The organism is Streptomyces sp. NPDC005492, from assembly GCF_040605995.1.
In the GTDB taxonomy this organism is placed as follows: domain Bacteria; phylum Actinomycetota; class Actinomycetes; order Streptomycetales; family Streptomycetaceae; genus Streptomyces.
Genome location: NZ_JBEXDX010000006.1, coordinates 204,673 through 226,001, shown reverse-complemented (window position 1 = coordinate 226,001; position 21,329 = coordinate 204,673). Strand labels below are relative to the sequence as shown.

Genomic DNA, 21,329 nt, shown 5'->3' with positions numbered 1-21,329 from the left:
TCGGCCTATGACCGCGCCCAGCGCCCTTGAGGGCTCCCACGCCACTCCTTTCCTTGACCTAGGTGGCCGCACGGCCCTGGTCACCGGTGCCGCCGGAGGCATCGGCCGTGCCTGCACGCTGCGGCTGGCGGCCGCCGGGGCCGAGGTCAGAGCGGTCGACGTGGACGCCCCGGGACTGGAGACACTCGCCGAGCAGGCGCGGGACCTCGCGGGCACCGTCCAGCCGCACGTCCTCGACCTCACGGACCTGGACGCGGCCGAGCACGCCGCCGCCGGCACGGATGTCCTGGTGAACAACGCGGGGCTGCAACTGGTGCGCCCCATCGAGGAGTTCCCGCCCGACGTCTTCCACACGGTGCTCACCGTGATGCTGGAGGCGCCCTTCCGGCTCATCCGTGGTGCCCTCCCTCATATGTACGCGCAGGGCTGGGGTCGGATCGTCAATGTGTCCTCTGTCCATGGGCTGCGCGCCTCCGCCTTCAAGTCCGCCTATGTGGCCGCCAAACATGGTCTGGAGGGACTTTCCAAGACCGCCGCCCTCGAAGGCGCACCCCATGGCGTCACCTCGAACTGTGTGAACCCCGCCTATGTGCGCACCCCACTCGTCGAGCGACAACTCACCGACCAGGCACAGGCACACGACATCCCCGAGGAGCGCGTACTGACCGAGGTGCTCCTGAAGGACAGCGCGGTCAAACGGCTCATCGAACCGGAGGAGGTCGCCGAGGCCGTCGCCTATCTGTGCGGCCCGCAGGCGTCCTTCGTGACCGGCACCTCACTGGTGCTGGACGGCGGGTGGACTGCCCACTGAACCGCCTGTGCGCAGGCGATCTCGAGTTGTCCACAGGCCTGACCGGCCGGCCCGGCGATGGGGAATCCTGTGAGCATGTCCAGCGATCACGTGCAGTCCGCCGAGCGTTCCGCCACCGTCACCGGTGCCGGAGCGCGGTCGAGCAGTGCCGAGGCGCCGTTCCTGGAGCTGTTGGCCCGGGGTGCCTCCGCCGACGCGTACGAGCAGCCGGTGCTGCTCGCCCGTGCTGAGGGAAGACCGGCCGAGCTGATCGCCGGACTCGAACACACCAAGTCGCTCGCGCTGCGCGTGCGTTCGGAGCTGGAGGGACGCCGACGGCGTGAGGCCGAGCTGTCCGCGCTCTTCGAGACGGCCCATGATCTCGCCGGCCTGCGCGACCTGGACGCCGTACTGCAGGCGATCGTCCAGCGTGCCCGGTCCCTGCTCGGCACCGACGTCGCCTACCTCAGTCTCAACGACCCGGCCAGGGGTGACACCTATATGCGGGTGACCGAGGGCTCGGTCGCGGCCCGCTTCCAGCAACTGCGCCTGGGCATGGGCGAGGGCCTCGGCGGACTCGTGGCCCAGACGGCACGGCCGTATGTCACCGACGACTACTTCAAGGACGACCGCTTCCAGCACACCCTCACCATCGACGCGGGGGTACGGGACGAGGGGCTGGTGGCGATTCTCGGTGTGCCGCTGATGCTCGGGCACCGTGTCATCGGGGTGCTGTTCGCCGCCGACCGGCGGGCGCGGGTCTTCGAGCGGGAGCAGATCGCGCTGCTCGGTTCCTTCGCCGCGCTCGCCGCGGCCGCCATCGACACCGCGAACCTGCTGACCGAGACCCGTGCGGCCCTGGCCGGGCTGGAGCGCGCCAACGAGATCATCCAGGACCGCAGCGGGGTCATCGAGCGCGCCTCGGACATCCACGACCGGCTCGCCGAACTCGTCCTGCGCGGCGGCGGGGTCCACGACGTGGCCGCCGCCGTCTCCCAAGTCCTCGACGGAGTGGTCGAGTTCACCGAGACCGACGCCACGCCGACGCAAGCCCTGGAGACGTCCCGCGCCGAGGGGCACGCGGTGCGGCACCGGGACGACTGGATCGCGGCCGTCGCCGCGGGCGGCGAACTGCTCGGCGCGCTCGTCCTGCGCGGACACCCCGGCCTCGACCCCGTCGACCAACGCACCCTGGAACGCGCCGCCATGGTCACCTCCCTGCTGCTGCTCGCCCGGCGGTCGGCCGCCGAGGCCGAACAGCGCGTCCGCGGCGAGCTGTTGGACGACCTGCTCGACGCCCGCGACCGCGACCCGCGCCTGCTGCGGGAGCGCGCAGCCCGGCTGCACGCAGACTTGGACGCCGTCCACGTCGTACTCGCCGCCCGCCTCGACAGCACGGCTGCCGACGCCGATCAGGAGGCCGCCGCTCGCAGACGGTTGTGGTCCGCCGCTTCCCATCTCGCCGGGACCCGGCACGGCTTGGCCGCCTCCCGTGACGGCGGCACCGTCCTGCTGCTGCCCCTCGGTTCCGGCGACACCGCCACGGACCTGGCCCGACGAACCGCGGCCCACCTGGGAGCGGCCGTCCACGAAGCGGTCACCGTCGGCGCCTCCGCACCGGTCGGGAAACTCGCCGCCGACCCCGATGCCGTGGCCGCCGCCTACGAGGAGGGGCGCCGCTGCCTCGACGCCCTGCGTCTGCTGGGCCGTTCCGGAGACGGCGCGGCCGCCGAGGACTTCGGCTTCCTCGGACTGCTCCTCGCCGGGGACCGGGACGTCGGAGGCTTCGTCGAGCGCACCATCGGCCAGGTCGTGCGCTACGACGAGCGGCGCGGTACGGATCTGCTGCGCACGCTCGACGCGTACTTCGCCTGCGGCATGAGCCCCGCCCGGACGAAGGACGACCTGCACGTTCACGTCAACACGGTGGCCCAGCGGCTGGAGCGCGTGGGCCGGCTCCTCGGCGCGGACTGGCAGGACCCGGGCCGCGCGCTGGAGATTCAACTTGCCCTGAGATTGCGGGTATTGGCTGATCCGGTGCGGCGGTGACCCTCGTGTGCGCGAGGCATACGAGGGCCGGTGCGGCGCGGGGTGATCAGGTGGTGCGTGCGTCCGCGGTGCCCTCCGCGGGAGAGGCCGCGGTCGCGGGCCGGTCGCCGGTGGTGGCCTCGACATCGGTCAGGTCGCGGTGGCGGGTCTCCTTGGCGGCGCCCACCGCGATCAGCGTCAGGACGACCGCCGCGATCACGTACAGGGCGATCGGGGTCGAGCTGTCGTAGTCGGCGAGCAGGGCGGTGGCGATCAGCGGGGCGGGGGCGCCCGCCGCGACCGAGGCGAACTGGGCGCCGATCGAAGCGCCGGAGTAGCGCATCCGGGTCGCGAACATCTCGGAGAAGAAGGCGGCTTGGGGCGCGTACATCGCGCCGTGCAGCACCAGTCCGACGGTCACCGCGAGGACCAGGTCGCCGAAGTCGCCGGTGTCGATCAGCGAGAAGAACGGGAACATCCACAGCCCGATGCCCACCGCACCCAGCAGATACACGGGCCGCCGTCCGATCCGGTCCGACAGCGCGCCCCAGGCCGGGATGACGGCGAAGTGGACGGCGGAGGCGATGAGCACGGAGTTCAGCGCCGTCTGCCGGGAGACTCCGGCCGAGGTGGTGGCGTAGACGAGGATGAACGCGGTGATCACGTAGTAGCTGATGTTCTCCGCCATGCGCGCGCCCATCGCGACCAGGATGTCGCGCCAGTGGTGGCGCAGCACGGAGACGAGCGGGAGCTGCTCGGTGTCGGTGCTGTGAGCCGCCGCGGCGGCCTTGCGGGCCTCCGCCTGTGCCAACGCCTCCTGGAACACCGGGGATTCATCGACAGACAGACGAATCCACAAACCGACGGCGACCAGGACACCGGAGAGCAGGAAGGGGATGCGCCAGCCCCAACTGCCGAACGCCTCGTCCGACAGGACGGCCGTCAGCAGGGACAGCACTCCGGTCGCGAGCAACTGGCCCGCGGGTGCCCCGGTCTGCGGCCACGACGCCCAGAATCCGCGCCGCCGCGCGTCTCCGTGCTCCGACACGAGCAGTACGGCCCCGCCCCATTCGCCGCCCAGCGCGAAACCCTGCACCAGACGCAGCGCGGTGAGCAGGACCGGCGCCGCGGCTCCCACGGTCGCGTGGGTCGGCAGCAGACCGATCGCGAAGGTCGCCCCGCCCATCAGCAGCAGGCTCAGCACCAGCAGCTTCTTCCGGCCGAGCCGGTCGCCGTAGTGCCCGAAGACGAGGGCGCCCAGCGGGCGGGCCGCGAAACCAACTGCGTAGGTCAGGAAGGAGAGCAGGGTCCCGACGAGCGCGTCGGAGTCCGGGAAGAACAGCTTGTTGAAGACGAGCGCGGCCGCGGAGCCGTAGAGGAAGAAGTCGTACCACTCGATGGTGGTGCCGATGAGGCTGGCGGCGACGATGCGTTTGAGGTTGTTCGGGGCCGGTGGAGCGGTTGAGGGCGACGACATCGGCACCACTTCCTGGGGTGTGACGGGACGTTTGCGTGTAGCCACACCGTAGGAATCCACAGGTCAGGCGCACATGTGGCGGGGCAACATAGTTCGGGGGTTGGCTATGCGTGTGGCCGCCATGCCGGCTCATGGAAAGGCGGTTCAGGGGATCGATGGTGTCGAAGCGAGTGCCGTCCGGGACGCGCAGTTCAGGGTGATTGGGCGCTGCGTCCGGGCGCGGCAGGAGGGGCTCAGGGCCCGCTCGTTTTCAGTCCCCGACCTTACTCAGTGCACCGGGATGATGTCGGGGGCTCCGAGCCGTACCGCGTCGGCGGTCTGGTCGTCCGGCTGCTGCTGGGCCTCGCGTTCGGCGGCCACCCGATTCAGGTAGTGGTTGACCTCACGGTCCCGGTGCGCTTGGTCCCATCCCAGGTGAGGCGCCATCAGTTCCACGACGGTCTGCGCCGCGTCCACACCACGGTCCCAGGACTCGATGGAGATCCGAGTACGTCGGGCGAGCACGTCCTCCAGGTGGCGGGCACCCTCATGGGTCACCGCGTACACGGCCTCGACCCGCAGATAATCGTCGGAGCTCGGCAACGGTTCGCCGAGCGAGGAGTCGGCTTCGACCATGGCGAGCAGCTCGTGCACCAGGGAGCCGTAGCGGTTCAACAGGTGCTCGATGCGGGCGACATGCAGCCCGGAGGACTCGGCGAGGTTGTGGCGGGAGTTCCAGAGGGCCGGATAGCCGTCGGCGCCGAGCAGTGGAACGCGTTGCGTGACGCAGTCGGGCACTTTCTCGTCCAGGCCGCGGGCCGCCTCGTCGACTGCGTCCTTGGCCATCACCCGATAGGTCGTGTACTTGCCGCCCGCCACCACGACGAGACCGGGTACCGGGTGGGCGACCAGGTGCTCCCGTGACAGTTTGCTGGTTTCTGCGGCCTCGCCGGACAGGAGGGGACGCAGACCGGCGTAGACGCCTTCGACATCCTCCGGAACCAAAGGCGTGGCCAGGACGCTGTTGACGTGTTCCAACAGGTAGGTGACGTCCTTGGAGCTGAGGGCGGGATGGGCCTTGTCGAGTGTCCAGTCGGTGTCTGTGGTCCCGATGATCCAGTGTCGTCCCCACGGGATGACGAACAGCACGCTCTTCTCGGTGCGGAGGATGAGCCCGGTGCGGGAATTGATCCGGTCACGGGGGACCAGCAGGTGTACGCCCTTGGAGGCGCGGACGTGGAACTGGCCGCGCGTACCGGCGAGGGCCTGGGTGTCGTCCGTCCACACGCCGGTCGCGTTGATGACCTGCTTGGCTCGCACTTCTGTCTCGTCGCCGGTCTCCAGATCCGTGACAGCGGCTCCCACCACCCGCTCGCCCTGCCGCAGGAAGCGGCTGACACGGGTGCGGTTGGCGGCCAGCGCTCCGTAGGCGACGGCCGTGCGGGCGAGGAACATGGTGTGCCGGGCGTCGTCGACCTGGGCGTCCCAGTACTGGATCGCGCCGACCAGGGCGTCGGAGCGCAGCGCGGGCGCCTCGAGCAGGGCTCGGCGCTTGAGCAGGTGGCGGTGGTGGGGCAGACCTCTGGAGGTGCCGGAGGCGGCAGCCATGGTGTCGTACAGCAGCACGCCGGCGCCGACGTAAGGACGCTCCCGGATCCGGTGTCGCAGGGGGTAGAGGAACGGGACCGGACGCACCAGATGAGGGGCCAGGAACTGAAGCAGGAGTCCGCGTTCCTTCAGGGCTTCGGCGACGAGCCGGAAGTCCAGCATCTCCAGGTAGCGCAGGCCGCCGTGGATGAGCTTGCTGGAGCGGCTGGAAGTGCCCGAGGCCCAGTCCCGGGCTTCGACGAGGCCGACTCTCAGGCCCCGAGTGGCGGCGTCCAGGGCCGCGCCGGCGCCGACGACGCCGCCCCCGACGACGAGGACGTCAAGCTCGCCCTCTCCCAGTCGGGCGAGGGCCTCCGCGCGTGCGCCGGGCGAGAGAGCCACCGAGTTCGCCATGGTCTCCTCCTCGTGCAGCGGGTGCGGGTGCGGGCGGCGCACGCGGCTCGGGCGGGCCCGTTCGGTCGCTCCCGGCGGAACCTATTCGACCTTGGCCCAGTCGAGCGTGCGCTCCACCGCCTTCTTCCAGCCCGCGTATCCTTCCTCGCGCTGTTCCTCGGACCACTGGGGTTCCCAGCGCTTGGACTCCTGCCAGTGGGTGCGCAGTTCGTCCGTGTCCTGCCAGAAACCGGTGGCCAGACCGGCGGCGTAGGCGGCGCCGAGCGCGGTGGTCTCGGCGACGACCGGGCGGCTGACCGGGACGCCGAGGACGTCGGCCTGGATCTGCATGCACAGGTCGTTGGCCGTCACGCCGCCGTCGACCTTGAGCACGTCGAGGTGGACGCCGGAGTCCTGCTCCATGGCTTCCACCACGTCGCGGCTCTGGTAGCAGATGGCTTCCAGGGCGGCCCTCGCCAGGTGGCCGCCGTCGTTGTACCGGGCGAGGCCGACGATCGCGCCGCGGGCGTCGGAACGCCAGTACGGGGCGAACAGGCCTGAGAAGGCGGGGACGAAGTAGATCCCGCCATTGTCCTCGACGGTACGCGCCAGGCGTTCGCTCTCCGCGGCATCGTTGATGATCTTCAGCTGGTCACGCAGCCACTGCACCGCGGAGCCTGTGACGGCGATGGAGCCTTCGAGTGCGTAGATCGCCGGGCTGTCGCCGAACTGGTATGCCACGGTCGTCAGCAGGCCGTGCTGAGACCGCACCAGTTCCGTGCCGGTGTTGAGCACCAGGAAGTTGCCGGTGCCGTAGGTGTTCTTGGCTTCGCCGGGCGCGTAGCAGACCTGCCCGACGGTGGCTGCCTGCTGGTCGCCGAGCACGCCGGTGATGGGGATGGCCGCCCGCAGCGGCCGGGACGTACGGGTCTGTCCGAACGCCTCCCGGTGGGAGGACGGGCTGATGGTCGGCAGCATCGCCCGGGGCACGCCGAAGAAGCCCAGCAGCTCGTCGTCCCAGTCGAGGGTCTCCAGGTCCATCAGCATGGTGCGGCTGGCATTGGTCACGTCGGTGGCATGGACGCCACCGTCGGGGCCGCCGGTGAGGTTCCACAGCACCCAGGCGTCGGTGTTGCCGAAGAGGGCATGGCCCTGCTCGGCCGCCTCGCGGACTCCGTCGACGTTCTCCAGGATCCACTGGATCTTGCCGCCGGAGAAGTACGTGGCCGGCGGCAGCCCTGCCTTGCGGCGGATGACGTCGCCCTGGCCCGAGCGGTCCAGCGCTGCCGCGATGGAGTCGGTACGGGTGTCCTGCCAGACGATGGCGTTGTAGTAGGGGCGGCCGTTGCGCGGGTCCCAGACGACGGTCGTCTCCCTTTGGTTGGTGATGCCGATGGCCGCCAGGTCCTCCGGTGAGAGGTTTCCGTGCCGGAGCGCGTTCTGGATCACCGAGTTGGTGCGCTCCCAGATCTCCACCGGGTCGTGTTCGACCCACCCCGAGCGCGGGAGGATCTGTGAGTGCTCCAGCTGGTGCCTCGCCACCTCGTTGCCGGCATGGTCGAAGATCATGAAACGGGTGCTGGTGGTCCCTTGGTCCACCGCGCCGACGAAGTCCGCCATGGGATGCCGCCTCTCCTTGGGCTCTCCCGGGGCAGCCGCTCATCACGGCAACCCCGGGAGCCGGTCAGTTCTCGTCCGGGGCCGGGATCCGTCCGGGGGGCTCCGGCTCAGCGGTCGGCAGGAACCGGCCGATGAAGACCTTGTACAGGCCCGCTCCCAGCAGGCCTCCGATCAGCGGACCGACGATCGGCACCCAGAAGTAGAAGTTCCCGTACTGATCTCGCCACGCTCCGCCGTACCCGGTGAGGAAGCTGGCCAGCCGGGGACCGAAGTCGCGGGCCGGGTTGATCGCGTAACCCGCGTTGGTGCCCCAGGCCATGCCGATGGCCACGACGATCAGGCCGACGATGAACGGTGCCAGGTTGGCGCCGGGGGGCGTGTTGAGCAGGTCCGTGACCGCCAGGATCAGCAGCAGCAGGATCGCGGTGCCGATGACCTGGTCGCGGAATGCGCCCCATTCGTGGACCGGCAGGTTCGGGTTGCCGTTGGCGGGCAGCGTGGAGAAGACGCCCTGCGTCTTGATCGTGTGAGTGGGATCCGCCTTCGCCAGCGCCTCGGTGTAGTTCCACCGGACGAGCAGGGCTGCCACGAAGGCGCCGGCTGTCTGGGCCAGCGCGTAGGGAGCCACTTTGCTCCACGGGAACCCCTTGAACGCCGCCAGCGCGAGGGTCACCGCGGGATTGAGGTGCGCACCGCTCAGCCTCGCCGCGACGTACACACCCAGGGTGACGCCGAGGCCCCAGGCCCAGGCGATGCTGTCGTGGCTTCCCAGGCCGCCCGCCGGATTCGTGAGAGCTCCGCCGGCGACTACCTGAGCCACCACGCCACAACCGAAGAGGATGAGGATCAACGTGCCGGCGAATTCCGCTGAAAGCTCGCCGACCAGTCCTGATCTCTTGAGTCGCTCAGCCATGGGTGCCCGCTTCCCGCCGGCCCGAAGGTCGGCAAGTCGACTGCCCCGAGTCCTCCAGAAATCATTGTAGGACCAGCGAGAGCCATACGCGTGCGGGGCGATACTGCCCCCTGCCCGGCCATGGAGGAGACGGGAGTCCGCCCGCCGACAGGAGACGCTCGGGCCTGTCATGCATGTTCCGCTGCGATGGCGACCGCCGCTTCTGCACCAGCTCAAGAGCACCGGCCGACAAGTGGCTGCGAGAGCGCCTCGGGCGCTCGAACCGGTTGTCGCCCTAGGGCCGTTGACCAGGCGTCAGGGGATGCCGGCGTCCGTGGTCACGCTGACCTGGGGTCCGCAGCCCCGCGGCCGACGCCTTCGAGGACACGTCGCCGCGCTGTGCGCGCGGGGCGGATGCATACCGGTATCCGCGTTCGGCGGTGCAGCCGACTTGGGCGCCGATGTGGTCGCGACGAACGCGGACGGGTTCCTCGTCGTCGTCCCGGGTAGGCACTGCGCCGACGGCAACCGGGTGGGCTCCCAGGACCTGCGGCGTTTCGGCGGCACCTGCTTCGCCGTCGACGAGGCCGACGTGGCGGTTGTTGTCACCACCAGCTCCGCCGCCGCACCCGCCGCGGAGTACACCGCCACCTGCGGCATGGTCTGCGCCGACGGCGGCGCCCTGGCCGCCCGGACCGTTGGCCGAACCCCTGCCCTGGGGCGGGCGGCGGCGAGCACGTATCGCGGATGTCCACGGCGTGACGGCACACTGTTTATGGGGCGTGCGATCGCGAATGCGCCCGCCTGTCACCGGCGATGCCTGAGCTCCGTGAGGACAGTGGGCAGAGGCTCGGCCGCCGGTTCCACCCGGGAGGTCCCATGAAAATGCTGATCAACAGTCCGGAGACCGTGGTCGCCGATGCCCTGTGGGGGCTGGCTGCCGCCCACCCGGAGCTGAACGTGGACGTGGAGCGGCGGGTGGTCGTACGGCGAGACGCGCGGGAGGGCGGGCGGGTCGGGCTGGTGTCCGGCGGCGGTTCCGGGCACGAGCCGCTGCACGCCGGGTTCGTCGGGTACGGGATGCTGTCGGCCGCGTGTCCCGGGGAGGTGTTCACCTCGCCGGTCCCGGACCAGATGCTGCGCGCGGCGAGCGCCGTCGAGGCCGGGCAGGGCGTGCTGTTCGTCGTCAAGAACTACACCGGGGACGTGCTGAACTTCCAGATGGCCGCCGAGCTCGCCGAGGAGGACGGCGTCCGGGTCGAGCAGGTCCTGGTCAACGACGACGTCGCCGTCACTGACAGCCTGTACACGGCCGGGCGGCGGGGCACCGGGGCGACCCTGTTCGTGGAGAAGATCGCCGGGGCGGCCGCCGAGGAGGGCGCACCGCTGGAGCAGGTGGCCGCGATCGCGCGGCGCGTCAACGAGTTCTCGCGCAGCTTCGGCGTGGCGCTCAGCGCGTGCAGCACTCCCGCGAAAGAAGGCCCGACCTTCGACCTGCCGGACGGGGAAATGGAGCTCGGGGTCGGGATCCACGGCGAGCCGGGCCGAGAGCGGCGCGCGATGATGCCTGCCCGAGAGATCGCGGAGGTCGCGGTGGGCGCCGTACTCGAGGAGCTGGGGGAGGTGCCTCCGGCCGATGGGCCGGTACTGGCCCTGGTCAACGGGATGGGAGCGACGCCGCTGCTGGAGCTGTACGGGTTCCACGCCGAGGTGGTCCGGCTGCTGGAGGCCCGGGGCGTGCCGGTGGCGCGGGCGCTCGTGGGCAACTACGTGACGTCGCTGGACATGGCGGGCTGCTCGGTGACACTCTGCCGGGCCGACGAGGAGATGCTGCGGCTGTGGGACGCACCCGTGCAGACGGCCGCGCTGCGCTGGGGCCGCTGAGCCCCCTGCTGTCCTTGATCGTCACAGCCGGCCAGCGGGCGGACGGCACCCAGTTCAAGCTGGGTGGGGCGTCTTGCGGGGCGTGCCGGATCCGGTCCTGGTCCTGGAAAAGCGGATCTTCTCCAGGACCACGCGGAGAAAGGTCGGCGAGGGGGAACCGTGGGCGGACGGTGGTTCGGAACGCTCTGCGATCAGTCCTCGGCGGAAGCCTTGCTGCCGCGGAGTGTGGCGAGGGCCAGCAGTGCGGAGAACAGTGCGGCACTGCCGCAGACGACGAAGCCGATCGAGTAGCCGTGGCCGAGTGCGTCCAGGGCGAGTGGGTGCAGGTCGGCCAGTTTCGGGGAGGCGGCCGAGGCGCCGTTGACCGCGAGGGGGCCGCCCTCTTCCAGTACGGCCGTGCCAGCGCCCTTCAGCGCCGGCGGCAGGGCGGAGCCGTGCAGGGAGGCGGAAAAGCTGGTCGCCGCGCGGCTCAGGGCGACGGCGCCGATGATGGCGGGGCCGAGGGTGAAGCCGAAGTCCCGCAGCAGGTTGGTGGTGGCGCTCGCCATGCCGGCCAGGTGCGTCGTCACGGTGTTGACGGCCGTGGCCGTGATCGACGAGACGGTGATCGCGAAGCCCAGCCCGACGAGACCGAGCGGCACGATCAGCGAGGTGAAGGCGCTGTCGGTGATCGGCAGCGTGGCTGCCCAGTAGTCACCGGCCGCGATCAGCAACAGCCCGGCGCCCAGGAGCAGCCCCGGTGCGACATTCCTCAACAGCCGTTCCGTGAGCGGCAGCATCGCCAGGGTGATGCCGTTGAGCAGGACGAAGGCCAGGCCGGTGCGCATCGGGGCCTGGTCCTGCACCGCTCCCAGCCGGATGCTGACGGAGTAGGCGGTGCCGAGGAAGGCGAACATGCCCACCACGGCCACCACCGATGCGACGGCGAAGGCTCGGTTGCGGAACAGGTCCAGGCGGAGGAGTGGCGACTTGGCGTGCTTCTCCGCCAGCACGAAGGCAGCGAGGAACACGGCCGCCAGGACGAAGGCGATCACGATCGAGGGCGAGGCCCAGCCGTCCGTCGGGCCCTGGATGATGGCGTAGAGGAGGGCGAACAGGCCGAGTCCGATGGTGACCTGGCCCGCGATGTCGAGTGAACGACCTTCCGGAGCACTGGAGTTGACGGCGAAGAGCGCGCTGACCGCGGCGCTGGCCACGGCGATGGCGGTGACCACGACGAAGGACCATCGCCATGAGCCGTAGGTGGCGGTGACGCCGCCCAGGAGCGGGGCGATGAACCCGCCGGTGGAGAGCAGCGCCGCCCACATCGCGATGACACGGGCGCGTTGTGCGGGTGAGGTGGTGCCGGCGGCCAGGATGGCCAGCGAGGTCGGGAACAGCGCGGCGGCGCCCAGGCCCGCCAGGGCCTGCCCGGTCCAGAGTTGGTGGACGCCGGACGAGGTGGCGCTGACCACCTCGCCCACCGCCAGCAGCGCGGCGCCGCCGACCAGCAGCCGCTTGCGGCCGAAGAGGTCGCCGAGCAGGCCGAAGGTCAGCTCCAGTACGGCGACCGGGAGCAGGAACGCGTCGGAGATCCAGGTGAGTTGGGAGCCGACCGGATTCAGGTCGGACTGGAACAGCCCGTTGAGGGTGGCCGGTATCGCGAGGCCGATCTGGGCGAGGCAGACGGCGAGCAGACCGGCGACCAGGGTGCCGGTGGTCAGACCGGGACCGGTGGCGGTTCTGACGGAGGGTTCGGTCGTCATGGACACGGTGGCTCCTGAGGTGCGTGGAACGGAGACGGGGAGGAGGCGCTCGGGTATCAGCGGGTACCGGTCAGCCGGCTCGGCCGGTAGTCGGTGAAGGCGGCGCCGTCGAGGCCCAACGCGTCGGCGCCGCGCTGGAGTTGGGCGGCGGTGGCGGCGTCGTCCCAGTGCCGGGTGTCCAGCCGGTGTTCCACGGCGTGCAGAGCGGCGACGACTTCGGCGGTGGTGAAGTTGCAGTGGCTCTGACGTGCCACATAGGCCTGGCGCAGCAGCGCGGAGTCGCCGGCCTCGCGCACCCGCCCGGCGAGGGCCGACTCCTGTTCCACGGGCACCAGTTGGTCTGCGGTGGTGTGGATGTCCAGCAACGGCACGGCCAGGCTCTGTCCGGCGGTCGAGGTCCGCCGCAGACGGGCCACGGCGGCCGGGTCGGCGGTGATGTCCGCGCCGCTGGTGAGCCGGTTCAGGTCGTTCGGCAGGTTGAGTCCGGCATCCCGATAGAGGGCCTCGACCTGCTTGGCGTGGGCGGACTTGCGCAGCAGCTTCGCGTAGTCGACGCCCTTGTTCCAGGAGGTGTTGCCGCCCGCGGACTGTTCCACCGACCAGCGCGCCGGGATGATGAACGAAAGCAGGCCCTGAGCCAGCCACGTGTACTGCTGCTGCTCCTGGCCCGCGAAGTCGCCGTGTGCGGGCGGCTGTTGGCCGGGTGCCCAGTCGGCCAGGTTGAGGTAGGCGGCCGCCAGGGCGATCCGGGCGCGTCCCGCCGGGGTCTGCTGCGCGGCTTCCACGGCTTGCGTCAGCCGGTCGGCCAAGGCCGCGGCGTCGGTCTGGTTGTCCAGGTTCACCAGGGCGTCGGCGTCGGCGGGGTCGAAGAACGTGGCGAGGGTGTACTCGGCGTCGAGCTGGTAGTTGTCCAGGTCGACGCCGCCCGCGACCAGCCCGCACAGGCCGAGCGCGCCGTCGACGCGCCCCGCTCCGTCGCGGGCGATCTGCGCGTTGACCAGGCCGCCCATGGACTGGCCCACCGCGATGACCCGGGTCGGTGTGCCGACCTGTCGGCGGAACGCGGTGAGCGCGGCGAACTGGTCCCGCTCGGCCGAGTCGAGCGCCCACATCGAACCGCTGGGGTCGTAGGAGGAGCCGACGAGGGCGTAACCGGCGTCCAGCAGGGTCTGGCGGACCGCGGGCGAGGGGGAGTCTGCGGCGGTGGCCGGTCCGAAGCCGTGGCTGAACAGCAGCAGGGTGCCGTTCCACTGCTCGGGTTGGTCCGCGATCCAGGTGGCACCGTCGGCCAGCGTGCCGGAGTACTGCCCGGCGGCGGTGGCGTGGGCGCCGGTCGCGGGACCGATCAGCGCGGTGGCGAGGGCCGTGGCGCAGGCGGCGGCGAGGGTGGAGAGACGGGGTCGGGGCATGGCGGCGGCTCCGCGGGTCGTGTGGGGACCGGGTGGGGGAGCGAGCTGGAAGAGCGCTGCGAATGTAGGGCTCTTTTTTCACTGCCGTCAATACACTGACCAATAATGAGGCGGACGGGTCCCCATGGGGACGTGCTCGGGTGGGGCTCAGTCCAGCGTCAGGGTGTCCAGCAGCCGTGCGGCCGCGCGCGCCGCCGGGCGCTCCCAGCGGCCGGCCAGACCGCGGAAGACGGTCTCCGCCTGGGCGGCCGGCCAGTCCCTGGGCAGATGCTCGGCGGGCAGATGCGGATCTCGTCGTACCAGATCCAACCAGTCGGTGTGCACCAGGAGTTGACCCGCGAGTTCGTCGCCGGAGGCCGCGGCGGGCAGGGGGTCGGTGCGGTCCCAGCGCTCCAGGAACGATCGGTACCGTGCGCCGATGGCCGGCACGTCGAAGGCCTGCTCCAGCACCTCACGGACGTCGGTGGGCGACTCCACCTCGGCGCGGAACACCCGCAGATACGGTTCCAGGCCGAGGCCGGCCACCATCTCGCGGACGTCGACACGCGCCGGGGCCACCCACAGGCCGTTCTGCAGGGGGCCGAAGCCCGCCCAGATCAGGCGGGAGCGCAGATCGTGCCGTTCGCGGCTCCATGCCTCGGGCAGTGAGAACCCCACCATCGTCCACCGGCCGTCCCAGTCACGGTTCACCGCACCCGTGCTCCAGATGCGGTCCCTGCCGTCCGTCAGCACCTGGACGGCGTGCGCTGTCAGCCCGAAGTAGGTCTTCCGGCCCTGGCGGCGGCGCTCCAGCAGGTCGCGTTTGACCATCCGGTTCAAGGTGGTCCGCACGGCCTCCTCGCTGCTGCCCGCCCGTCCGAGGGCGGCGATCACGCTGCCCGACGACACGGCGATGGGCCGCCCCAGCACATGTGCGCCGAAGAACGTCAGCATCAGGGACTGGGTGCGCGGCTCGGGGCCGCTCTCGGCGGCGGGTCCTGCGGCGACATCGACACTGGTCACCGCCACAGCGTAGGCCCGGGACGGAGAAGCGGTGCCTCCGGCTCGCGAAGTGGGTCATATTTTTGACGGCAGAGGGAGATCAGACCTCTATTGTCGATCGCCGTTCAGAAGGCGAACGCCTCCGTCAGGCGCAGGACGTAGCCGTCCTCTTCCATCAGGACGACCGTGACGCCGAACGGGGACGGGTGGTCCAGTTCGATGGGGGTGAAGGCGTAGTCGACCGCGGCCCGGACGGGTGGCACCAGTTCGCCGCCGGGCTGGGGAGCCGGGGCCGGTTCCCACTGGGGCCCGGTCGACGCGGAGCCCTCGGTGTACGGGAACTGGTGGAGCGTATGGCCGTCCTTCGTGGCGTGCACCATGTTGAGACAGGGCACCGGGCCGACGACGGGCAACTCGCAGGCGGTGGCGACGTCCTGGGTCTCCCAGGCGAGGACGACCTCGTCGGCACCGGCCGCCGCGGCGATGTTCGAGAGCGACGCGATGGCGGTGAGCGCGTCCTCGCCGGTCTTGACCGGGCGCAGCCAGATCACTCCGACCAACTGGCCGCCCACGAGCGGCATGATGACCGGGCGCGGCACGGCACCTTCACCGAGACCCGCGACGTACGCGCTTTTCATCGACTCCGTCAGCGCGTCGAACGTACGCGTGTCCATGAACTCCCCATCCGCAGCGGCTGTGTGCCGCCCATTCTGCCCTCGTCCCGGAGCGCTCGAAGCCGCCATGGAACGAAAGAGCCCCGGCTGGACGGGGGAGACCAGCCGGGGCCGTCGGTGGTGGCACGCGGCCACATGTAGAGGAACGGGCGGCCGGCGTGAGTTGTTCCCGCCCACGCCCCGCCGATGACTGTGACCTGCGGAACACCCCTACGGCAGCGCTCAGTTGAGGTAGTCGGCGATCAGGGTCGCGAACTCGTCGGGCGTGGCGAGTCGGATACCGAGGGACTCGGCCTTGGCGCGCTTGGAGCCCGCGTTGTCGCCGGCGACGACCAGGGTGGTCTTCTTGGAGACACTGGAGGAGGAACGCCCTCCCGCGCGCTCGACGAGTTCGTTCATCTGGTTGCGGCTGAGCTTCTCCAGGGCGCCGGTCATCGCGCCGGTGACGACCACGGTCATCCCGGCCAGCGGCCCGGCGACCGTGTCCGCGGCCTCCGCGCCGTCGGCGGTGGCGTCGTCGGTCGTGGGGGCGGGCGGGGTCGCGCCGGGCTCGGTCATGTTGACCCCGGCCGCCGCGAGCTTGTCGATGAGCGGGGCCAGGTCGACGAGCTCGGCGACGATCGAGGGGGCCTTCTCCGTGCCGATGCCCTCGACCCGCTGCATCGCCTCCGCGTCGGCGGCACGGATGTTGTCCATCGTGGCGAAATAGCGGGCGATACGGCGGGACATGGAGCGGCCGGTGCCCCGCACCCCGAGCGCGCACAGCACCCGGGACAGCGGCTGGTCCTTGGCCGCGCCGATCGCGGCGAGGAGGTTGTCGGTGCTGGTCTCGCCCATCCGCTCCAGGCCCAGGAGCTGGTCGCGGGTGAGGGCGAACAGGTCGGCGAGATCGGCGACCAGCCCGGCGTCGACGAGCTGTACGACGCGGGTGTGGCCCAGGCCCTCGATGTCGAGCTGGTCGCGGCCGGCGGCGTAGGACAGGGCGGCGACCAGATGGCAGTTGCGGCCCTGTTCGCAGCGCCACCGCAGTTCGCTGGTGTCGATGCCGGAGCCGCAGCGCGGGCACACCTCGGGGAACTCGATGGGCTGTTCCTCGCCGGTGCGCAGATGCGCGACCGGCGCCTCGATGCGGGGGATGACGTCACCGGCCCGGTGGACCATGACGTGGTCGCCCAGGCGCAGATCGCGGCGGGTGATGTCGCCCGGGTTGTGGAGGGTGGCGTAGGTGATGGTGGCCCCGTCGATCTCCACCGGTTCCAGGACGGCGCGCGGGGCGATGATGCCGGTGCGGCCCACGTTCCACTCCACCTCCAGCAGCCGGGTGATCTTCTCCACGGCGGGCAGCTTGTAGGCGATCGCCCAGCGCGGGGCCCGCGAGCCCGAACCGGCGGCCCGCTGGTCGGCGGCCAGATCGGCCTTGATGACGATCCCGTCGATCCCGAACGGGAGGCTTGCCCGAAGCGCGCCGATCTCCCGCACCCGGGCCAGCACCTGCTCGACCGTGTCGGCGGTGATGCCGGGCACGGGAGTGGTGGCCGTGGTGTTGACCCCGTAGGCGGCGGTCTGTCTCATGAGGTCGCTGTGCGCGCTCTCGGCCAGTTGGGCCGCGAGCCCGGCCTCGGTGTCGGCGAGGGGGAGCAGGCCGTAGCCGAAGAACGTCATCGGCACCGTATAGGCGCGTTCCTTGGCGCGCAGCGTGCCCGCGGCGGCGCCGCGCGGGTTGGCGAAGGGCTGCCCGCCGTGCGCCGTTCGCACCTCGTTGCCGTGCTCGAACTGGGCGGTGGTCATGAGGACTTCGCCGCGCACCTCGACGGTGACCGGCTCGGCCAACTCCTGGGGCAGGCCCTCGATGGTGCCGATCGCGTGGGTGACGTCCTCCCCGGCCGTCCCGTCGCCGCGGGTGATGAGGCGGGTGAGCCGACCGCGGGTGTAGCGGGCCGCGATGGCCAGGCCGTCCAGCTTCGGCTCGACACTGAAGCGGACGACCTCGCGGTCGATTCTTCGGGCCAGCGAGGCGGTCCAGGCGGTGAACTCCTCGGGCGAGAACACGTTGTCCAGGCTCAGCATCGCGACCGTGTGCGGGACATCGCCCTCGACCGCGCCGCCGGCGACCTTCCCGCTGGGGGAGTCGGGCAGCACCTCGTCGGGATGGTCGGCCTCCCATGCGGCGATGCCGCGCACCAGCCGGTCGTAGGAGTCGTCGTCCAGGGCGGAGGTGCCGGCGGCGTAGTAGGCGGCCGACGCCTTCACCGCGTCCTCGACCGCCTGCGCGTAGGCGGCGGCGTCCACGATCACAGCAGCAGGAGTTGTCATGACTCTCATCCTGCCTGCCACCACTGACAATGCCCCGGGGACGCGGGTCGGGGCCGTCCTCCGGGCCGCCTCAGCGGACCCGTGCGACCGCCGAGTAGATCCCGCTGCCTTCCGGGGTCCCGTCCGACGCCGGGGGGTTCCACTCAGTCGTGGTCACCACGCCGGGCGGTACCAGATCGAGTCCGTCGAAGAAGCGCTCGACCTCCGGGCGGGTGCGGAGGCCGAGTTCGATGCCGCCCTTGGCGTATTCGGCGATGACCCGCTCGGTGAGTTCGGGGTAGAGGTCGGACGAGGCGTGCGACAGCACCAGATAGCTGCCGGGCGGCAGGGTGGCGACGAGATTGCGGACGATGCCGTGGGCGTCCTGCTCGTCGGGAATGAAGTGCATCAGCGCGATCAGCGAGAGGGCGATCGGGCGCGTGAAGTCCAGGACGTGGCGGGCGTGTTCGACGATGGCCTCGGGCTGCCGTACGTCGGCCTGGATGTAGTCGGTGACCCCGTCGGGGTGGCTGACCAGCAGCGCCTCGGCGTGACGCAGCACGATCGGGTCGTAGTCGGTGTAGACGACCTTCGCCGTCGGCACCGACTGCTGGACGATCTGGTGCAGGTTGGGCGCGGTGGGGATGCCGGTGCCGATGTCCAGGAACTGGTCGATGCCCTGGCCGGCGAGCCAGGTCGCCGCCCGGTGCATGAACTCGCGGTTCTGCCGGGCCGCGTCCTTGGCCTCGGGCGGCAGTTTCTCTCCCACGGCCTCGTCGACCGGGTAGTTGTCCTTGCCGCCCAGCAGCCAGTCGTAGACCCGCGCGGGATGGGCCTTGCCGGTGTCGATCTGCGGTGACGGCTGGGGGTCGGTCGACATGGCAACTCCATCGCGCCGGGTGAACGGGGATCGGGCCGAGCTCTCGATCATCGTACTCGGGTGTCGGTCACGAGGCGTGCGGGGCAGGGGAGTTGGGCCCGCGCAGGCCCTCGAAGAGAATGGTCGTCAGGGCGTCGGCCAGTGTCTGCACGGTGAGGCCGCGGTCGGGGCGGTACCACTCCGCAAGGGAGTTGACGGTGCCGAACAGCAGCCGGCTGGCGAGGTGCGGGTCGAGGTCCGCGCGTATGCCTCCCTCGGCCGCTGCCCGGGTCATCAACTCGGCGACCCGGTGGTCGAATTCACGGCGTCTGGCGAGCGCCCGCTGCTCGACCTCGCTGTTGCCGTGCAGCCGCAACAGCAGCGTGACGTACGGGAGTTCGGCGGCGAGCACCTCGACGCTGCGGTGGACGACGCGCTTCATCCGGGCGGTGGCCGTGAGGTCCCCGTGCGCGGCGCAGTCCTCGTCGAGTACGGCGAACAGCGCGTCCAGAGCGCGGTTGACCGCGAGTTCGAGGAGTTCCTCCTTGCCGGAGACATGGTGGTAGATGCTCGACTTGCTCAGGCCCAGGCGCCTGGCCAGCTCCTCCATGCCGGTGCCGTCGTAGCCGCGTTCGTTGAAGACCACGACCGCGATCTCCAGCAGCGAGTCACGGTCGTAGGCGGTCCGGCCTTGGCGGCCGGCCGGGCTCTGCACAGGTGTCCTGGTCACCCGGTCATTGTGACAAGGCCGGCGACCAGGGCTATGACGGCTACCGCGCCCACGGATCTCACTGCTCCCGCAGATCCTTGACCCGGCGGATCTTCCCCACCGAGCGCTCCAGGGTCTCGGGGTCGACGATCTCCACGTCCACCGTGACCCCCACGCCGTCCTTGATGCCCTTGCCGATCGCCGCGGCGGCGGTCGCGCGCTGCTCGGGGCCGGTGCCGGGGCGGGCCTCGGCACGGACCGTCATGTGATCCATCCGGCCGCGTCGGCTGAGCTCGATCGTGAAGTGCGGGGCGACGGCGGGGGCGCGCAGGATGATCTCCTCGATCTGGCTGGGGAAGACGTTCACCCCGCGCAGGATGATCATGTCGTCGCAGCGGCCGGTGATCTTCTCGATGCGCCGGAAGGCCGGGCGGGCGGTGCCGGGCAGCAGCCGGGTCAGATCGCGGGTGCGGTAGCGGATGATCGGCAGGGCCTCCTTGGTGAGGGAGGTGAAGACCAGTTCGCCGCTGTCGCCGTCGGGGAGCACCTCGTCGGTGAACGGGTCGACGACCTCCGGGTAGAAGTGGTCCTCCCACACATGGAGGCCGTCCTTGGTCTCCACGCACTCCTGTGCCACACCGGGGCCGATCACCTCCGACAGGCCGTAGATGTCGACCGCGTGGATGTCCATGCGCTCCTCGATCTCGCGGCGCATCTCCTCCGTCCACGGCTCGGCGCCGAAGATGCCCACCTTGAGGGAGCTGGTGCGCGGGTCGATGCCCTGGCGCTCGAACTCGTCGAGGAGGGTGAGCATGTAGGACGGGGTGACCATGATGATCTCGGGCTTGAAGTCCTGGATGATCTGCACCTGGCGGGCGGTCATGCCGCCGGAGGCGGGGATCACGGTGCAGCCCGCGCGCTCGGCACCATAGTGGGCGCCCAGACCACCGGTGAACAACCCGTAGCCGTACGACACATGGATCTTGTGGCCGGGCCGGCCGCCGGCCGCGCGAATCGAACGGGCCACCACGTCGGCCCACATGGAAAGGTCGTTTTCTGTGTATCCGACGACTGTGGGGCGGCCGGTGGTGCCGCTTGAGGCGTGGATACGGCGGACCTGGTCCATGGGGACGGCGAACATGCCGAAGGGGTAGGTGTCCCGCAGGTCGGCCTTGGTGGTGAAGGGGAACCGGGCCAGGTCCTCCAGGGTGTGACAGTCGCCGGGCTTGACCCCGGCCTCGTCGAACTTGCGGTGATACAGCTCCACGTTGTCGTAGGCGTGTCGCAACGTGGCCTGGAGCAGGCCGAGTTGGTGCTCGCGCAGCTCCTCGCGGGTGAGGCGCTCGGCGGCGTCCAGCAACCCGTCGGGGAGCGGCTCCCCCCGACGCGGGCTCACGGGCGCCGAAGCCGGTGGGGCCGCCGGGGGTGTCGGGTCGCTGCTCATGGAGACTCCTTCGTCCTCGCGCTGCTGATACTGCGGCTGCGGCCGCGGAACTCCGCGATCACCTGGTCGCCGCGCTCCACCCTCACGTCGTAGATACCGCTGCGGCCGAACCGGGTGCGCTCCGTGGCGTTCGCCACCAGGACGTCGCCCTGGTGCGCCGGGGCGACGAAGTCGATGTCGGCCGCCGCGGCCACGGTCACCGGGCCGTGGCTGTTGCAGGCACAGGCGAAGGCGGAGTCGGCGAGCAGGAACACATAGCCGCCGTGGGCGATCCCGTGTCCGTTGACCATGGCCGGGGTCACGGTCATCCGCAGCACCGCGGTCCCCGTGCCGTGTTCGACCAACTCGATGCCGAGAGCCCGGGACGCCTCGTCCGCGGCGAACATCCGCTCCGTCGGGCTCGAAGCCGTGTCAGGGGCCCGCGTCATCCTCCACCACCTTTTCCACCGTCTTTTTCACCATCTTGTGGACCGACCGAACATTCGGTTAGCGTGCGGCACGGCCATGTAATCCAGCAACGCCACTGCCTGTCAAGAGGTGGAACGCATGCCCCGGACCAGCTCCGA

The 21,329-nt window shown here is 70.6% G+C and carries 17 protein-coding genes; 4 read left to right on the top strand and 13 right to left on the bottom strand.

All coding sequences use genetic code 11. The features are described 5' to 3' along the window. Nucleotides 1-7 precede the first annotated feature (7 nt). Both ABZT04_RS11545 and ABZT04_RS11540 read left to right on the top strand, forming a co-directional pair. Nucleotides 8-811, top strand: coding sequence for a 3-hydroxybutyrate dehydrogenase (locus ABZT04_RS11545; RefSeq protein WP_356055547.1), 804 nt, complete (start codon nt 8-10; stop codon nt 809-811). Between the two features lie 75 nt (nt 812-886). Beyond that, complete coding sequence (locus ABZT04_RS11540) at nt 887-2,839, top strand: GAF domain-containing protein (protein ID WP_356055545.1); 1,953 nt, start codon at nt 887-889, stop codon at nt 2,837-2,839. Nucleotides 2,840-2,885: 46 nt separating this feature from the next. Here the strand turns inward: ABZT04_RS11540 and ABZT04_RS11535 are convergent, their stop codons facing one another. The 4 genes from ABZT04_RS11535 to ABZT04_RS11520 form a co-directional block, all read right to left on the bottom strand. Continuing rightward, nucleotides 2,886-4,295 (bottom strand): MFS transporter, encoded by a 1,410-nt coding sequence (locus ABZT04_RS11535; protein ID WP_356055543.1) that lies wholly within the window; start codon nt 4,293-4,295, stop codon nt 2,886-2,888. A gap of 267 nt (nt 4,296-4,562) precedes the next feature. Further along, complete coding sequence (locus ABZT04_RS11530) at nt 4,563-6,275, bottom strand: glycerol-3-phosphate dehydrogenase/oxidase (protein WP_356055541.1); 1,713 nt, start codon at nt 6,273-6,275, stop codon at nt 4,563-4,565. Nucleotides 6,276-6,356: 81 nt separating this feature from the next. Continuing rightward, entirely contained in the window at nt 6,357-7,874 is a 1,518-nt protein-coding gene (glpK, locus tag ABZT04_RS11525; RefSeq protein WP_356055539.1) for a glycerol kinase GlpK, read from the bottom strand. A 64-nt stretch (nt 7,875-7,938) separates the two neighbouring features. After that, nucleotides 7,939-8,787, bottom strand: coding sequence for an MIP/aquaporin family protein (locus ABZT04_RS11520; protein ID WP_356055537.1), 849 nt, complete (start codon nt 8,785-8,787; stop codon nt 7,939-7,941). Nucleotides 8,788-8,956: 169 nt separating this feature from the next. On the opposite strand from ABZT04_RS11520, the gene ABZT04_RS11515 reads away from it, so the two are divergent. Both ABZT04_RS11515 and dhaK read left to right on the top strand, forming a co-directional pair. Beyond that, the gene (locus ABZT04_RS11515) at nt 8,957-9,649 is read left to right on the top strand and encodes a restriction endonuclease (RefSeq protein WP_356055535.1); all 693 of its coding nucleotides are present in this window, start codon (nt 8,957-8,959) and stop codon (nt 9,647-9,649) included. Then, nucleotides 9,646-10,650: a dihydroxyacetone kinase subunit DhaK gene (gene dhaK / locus ABZT04_RS11510; RefSeq protein ID WP_356055533.1), complete on the top strand. Its 1,005-nt coding sequence runs from the start codon at nt 9,646-9,648 to the stop codon at nt 10,648-10,650. The genes ABZT04_RS11515 and dhaK overlap by 4 nt, the downstream gene beginning before the upstream one ends. 191 nt (nt 10,651-10,841) lie before the next feature. Here the strand turns inward: dhaK and ABZT04_RS11505 are convergent, their stop codons facing one another. The 9 genes from ABZT04_RS11505 to paaI form a co-directional block, all read right to left on the bottom strand. Then, entirely contained in the window at nt 10,842-12,395 is a 1,554-nt protein-coding gene (locus ABZT04_RS11505) for an MFS transporter (protein ID WP_356055531.1), read from the bottom strand. A gap of 56 nt (nt 12,396-12,451) precedes the next feature. After that, nucleotides 12,452-13,804, bottom strand: a complete 1,353-nt coding sequence (locus ABZT04_RS11500) for an alpha/beta hydrolase (protein ID WP_356055529.1) — start codon at nt 13,802-13,804, stop codon at nt 12,452-12,454. A gap of 147 nt (nt 13,805-13,951) precedes the next feature. Next, nucleotides 13,952-14,812 (bottom strand): PaaX family transcriptional regulator C-terminal domain-containing protein, encoded by an 861-nt coding sequence (locus ABZT04_RS11495; RefSeq protein WP_356055526.1) that lies wholly within the window; start codon nt 14,810-14,812, stop codon nt 13,952-13,954. A gap of 98 nt (nt 14,813-14,910) precedes the next feature. Beyond that, nucleotides 14,911-15,459, bottom strand: coding sequence for a hypothetical protein (locus tag ABZT04_RS11490; protein ID WP_356055525.1), 549 nt, complete (start codon nt 15,457-15,459; stop codon nt 14,911-14,913). 222 nt (nt 15,460-15,681) lie between these two features. Further along, nucleotides 15,682-17,781 (bottom strand): NAD-dependent DNA ligase LigA, encoded by a 2,100-nt coding sequence (gene ligA, locus ABZT04_RS11485; protein ID WP_356055523.1) that lies wholly within the window; start codon nt 17,779-17,781, stop codon nt 15,682-15,684. Nucleotides 17,782-17,842: 61 nt separating this feature from the next. Further along, nucleotides 17,843-18,631, bottom strand: coding sequence for an SAM-dependent methyltransferase (locus ABZT04_RS11480; RefSeq protein WP_356055521.1), 789 nt, complete (start codon nt 18,629-18,631; stop codon nt 17,843-17,845). 67 nt (nt 18,632-18,698) lie between these two features. Next, entirely contained in the window at nt 18,699-19,340 is a 642-nt protein-coding gene (locus ABZT04_RS11475; protein ID WP_356055519.1) for a TetR/AcrR family transcriptional regulator, read from the bottom strand. A gap of 58 nt (nt 19,341-19,398) precedes the next feature. Beyond that, entirely contained in the window at nt 19,399-20,763 is a 1,365-nt protein-coding gene (gene paaK / locus ABZT04_RS11470) for a phenylacetate--CoA ligase PaaK (protein WP_356055517.1), read from the bottom strand. After that, nucleotides 20,760-21,191, bottom strand: coding sequence for a hydroxyphenylacetyl-CoA thioesterase PaaI (gene paaI / locus ABZT04_RS11465; protein WP_356055514.1), 432 nt, complete (start codon nt 21,189-21,191; stop codon nt 20,760-20,762). Before paaI ends, paaK begins: the two co-directional genes overlap by 4 nt. Nucleotides 21,192-21,329 lie beyond the last annotated feature (138 nt).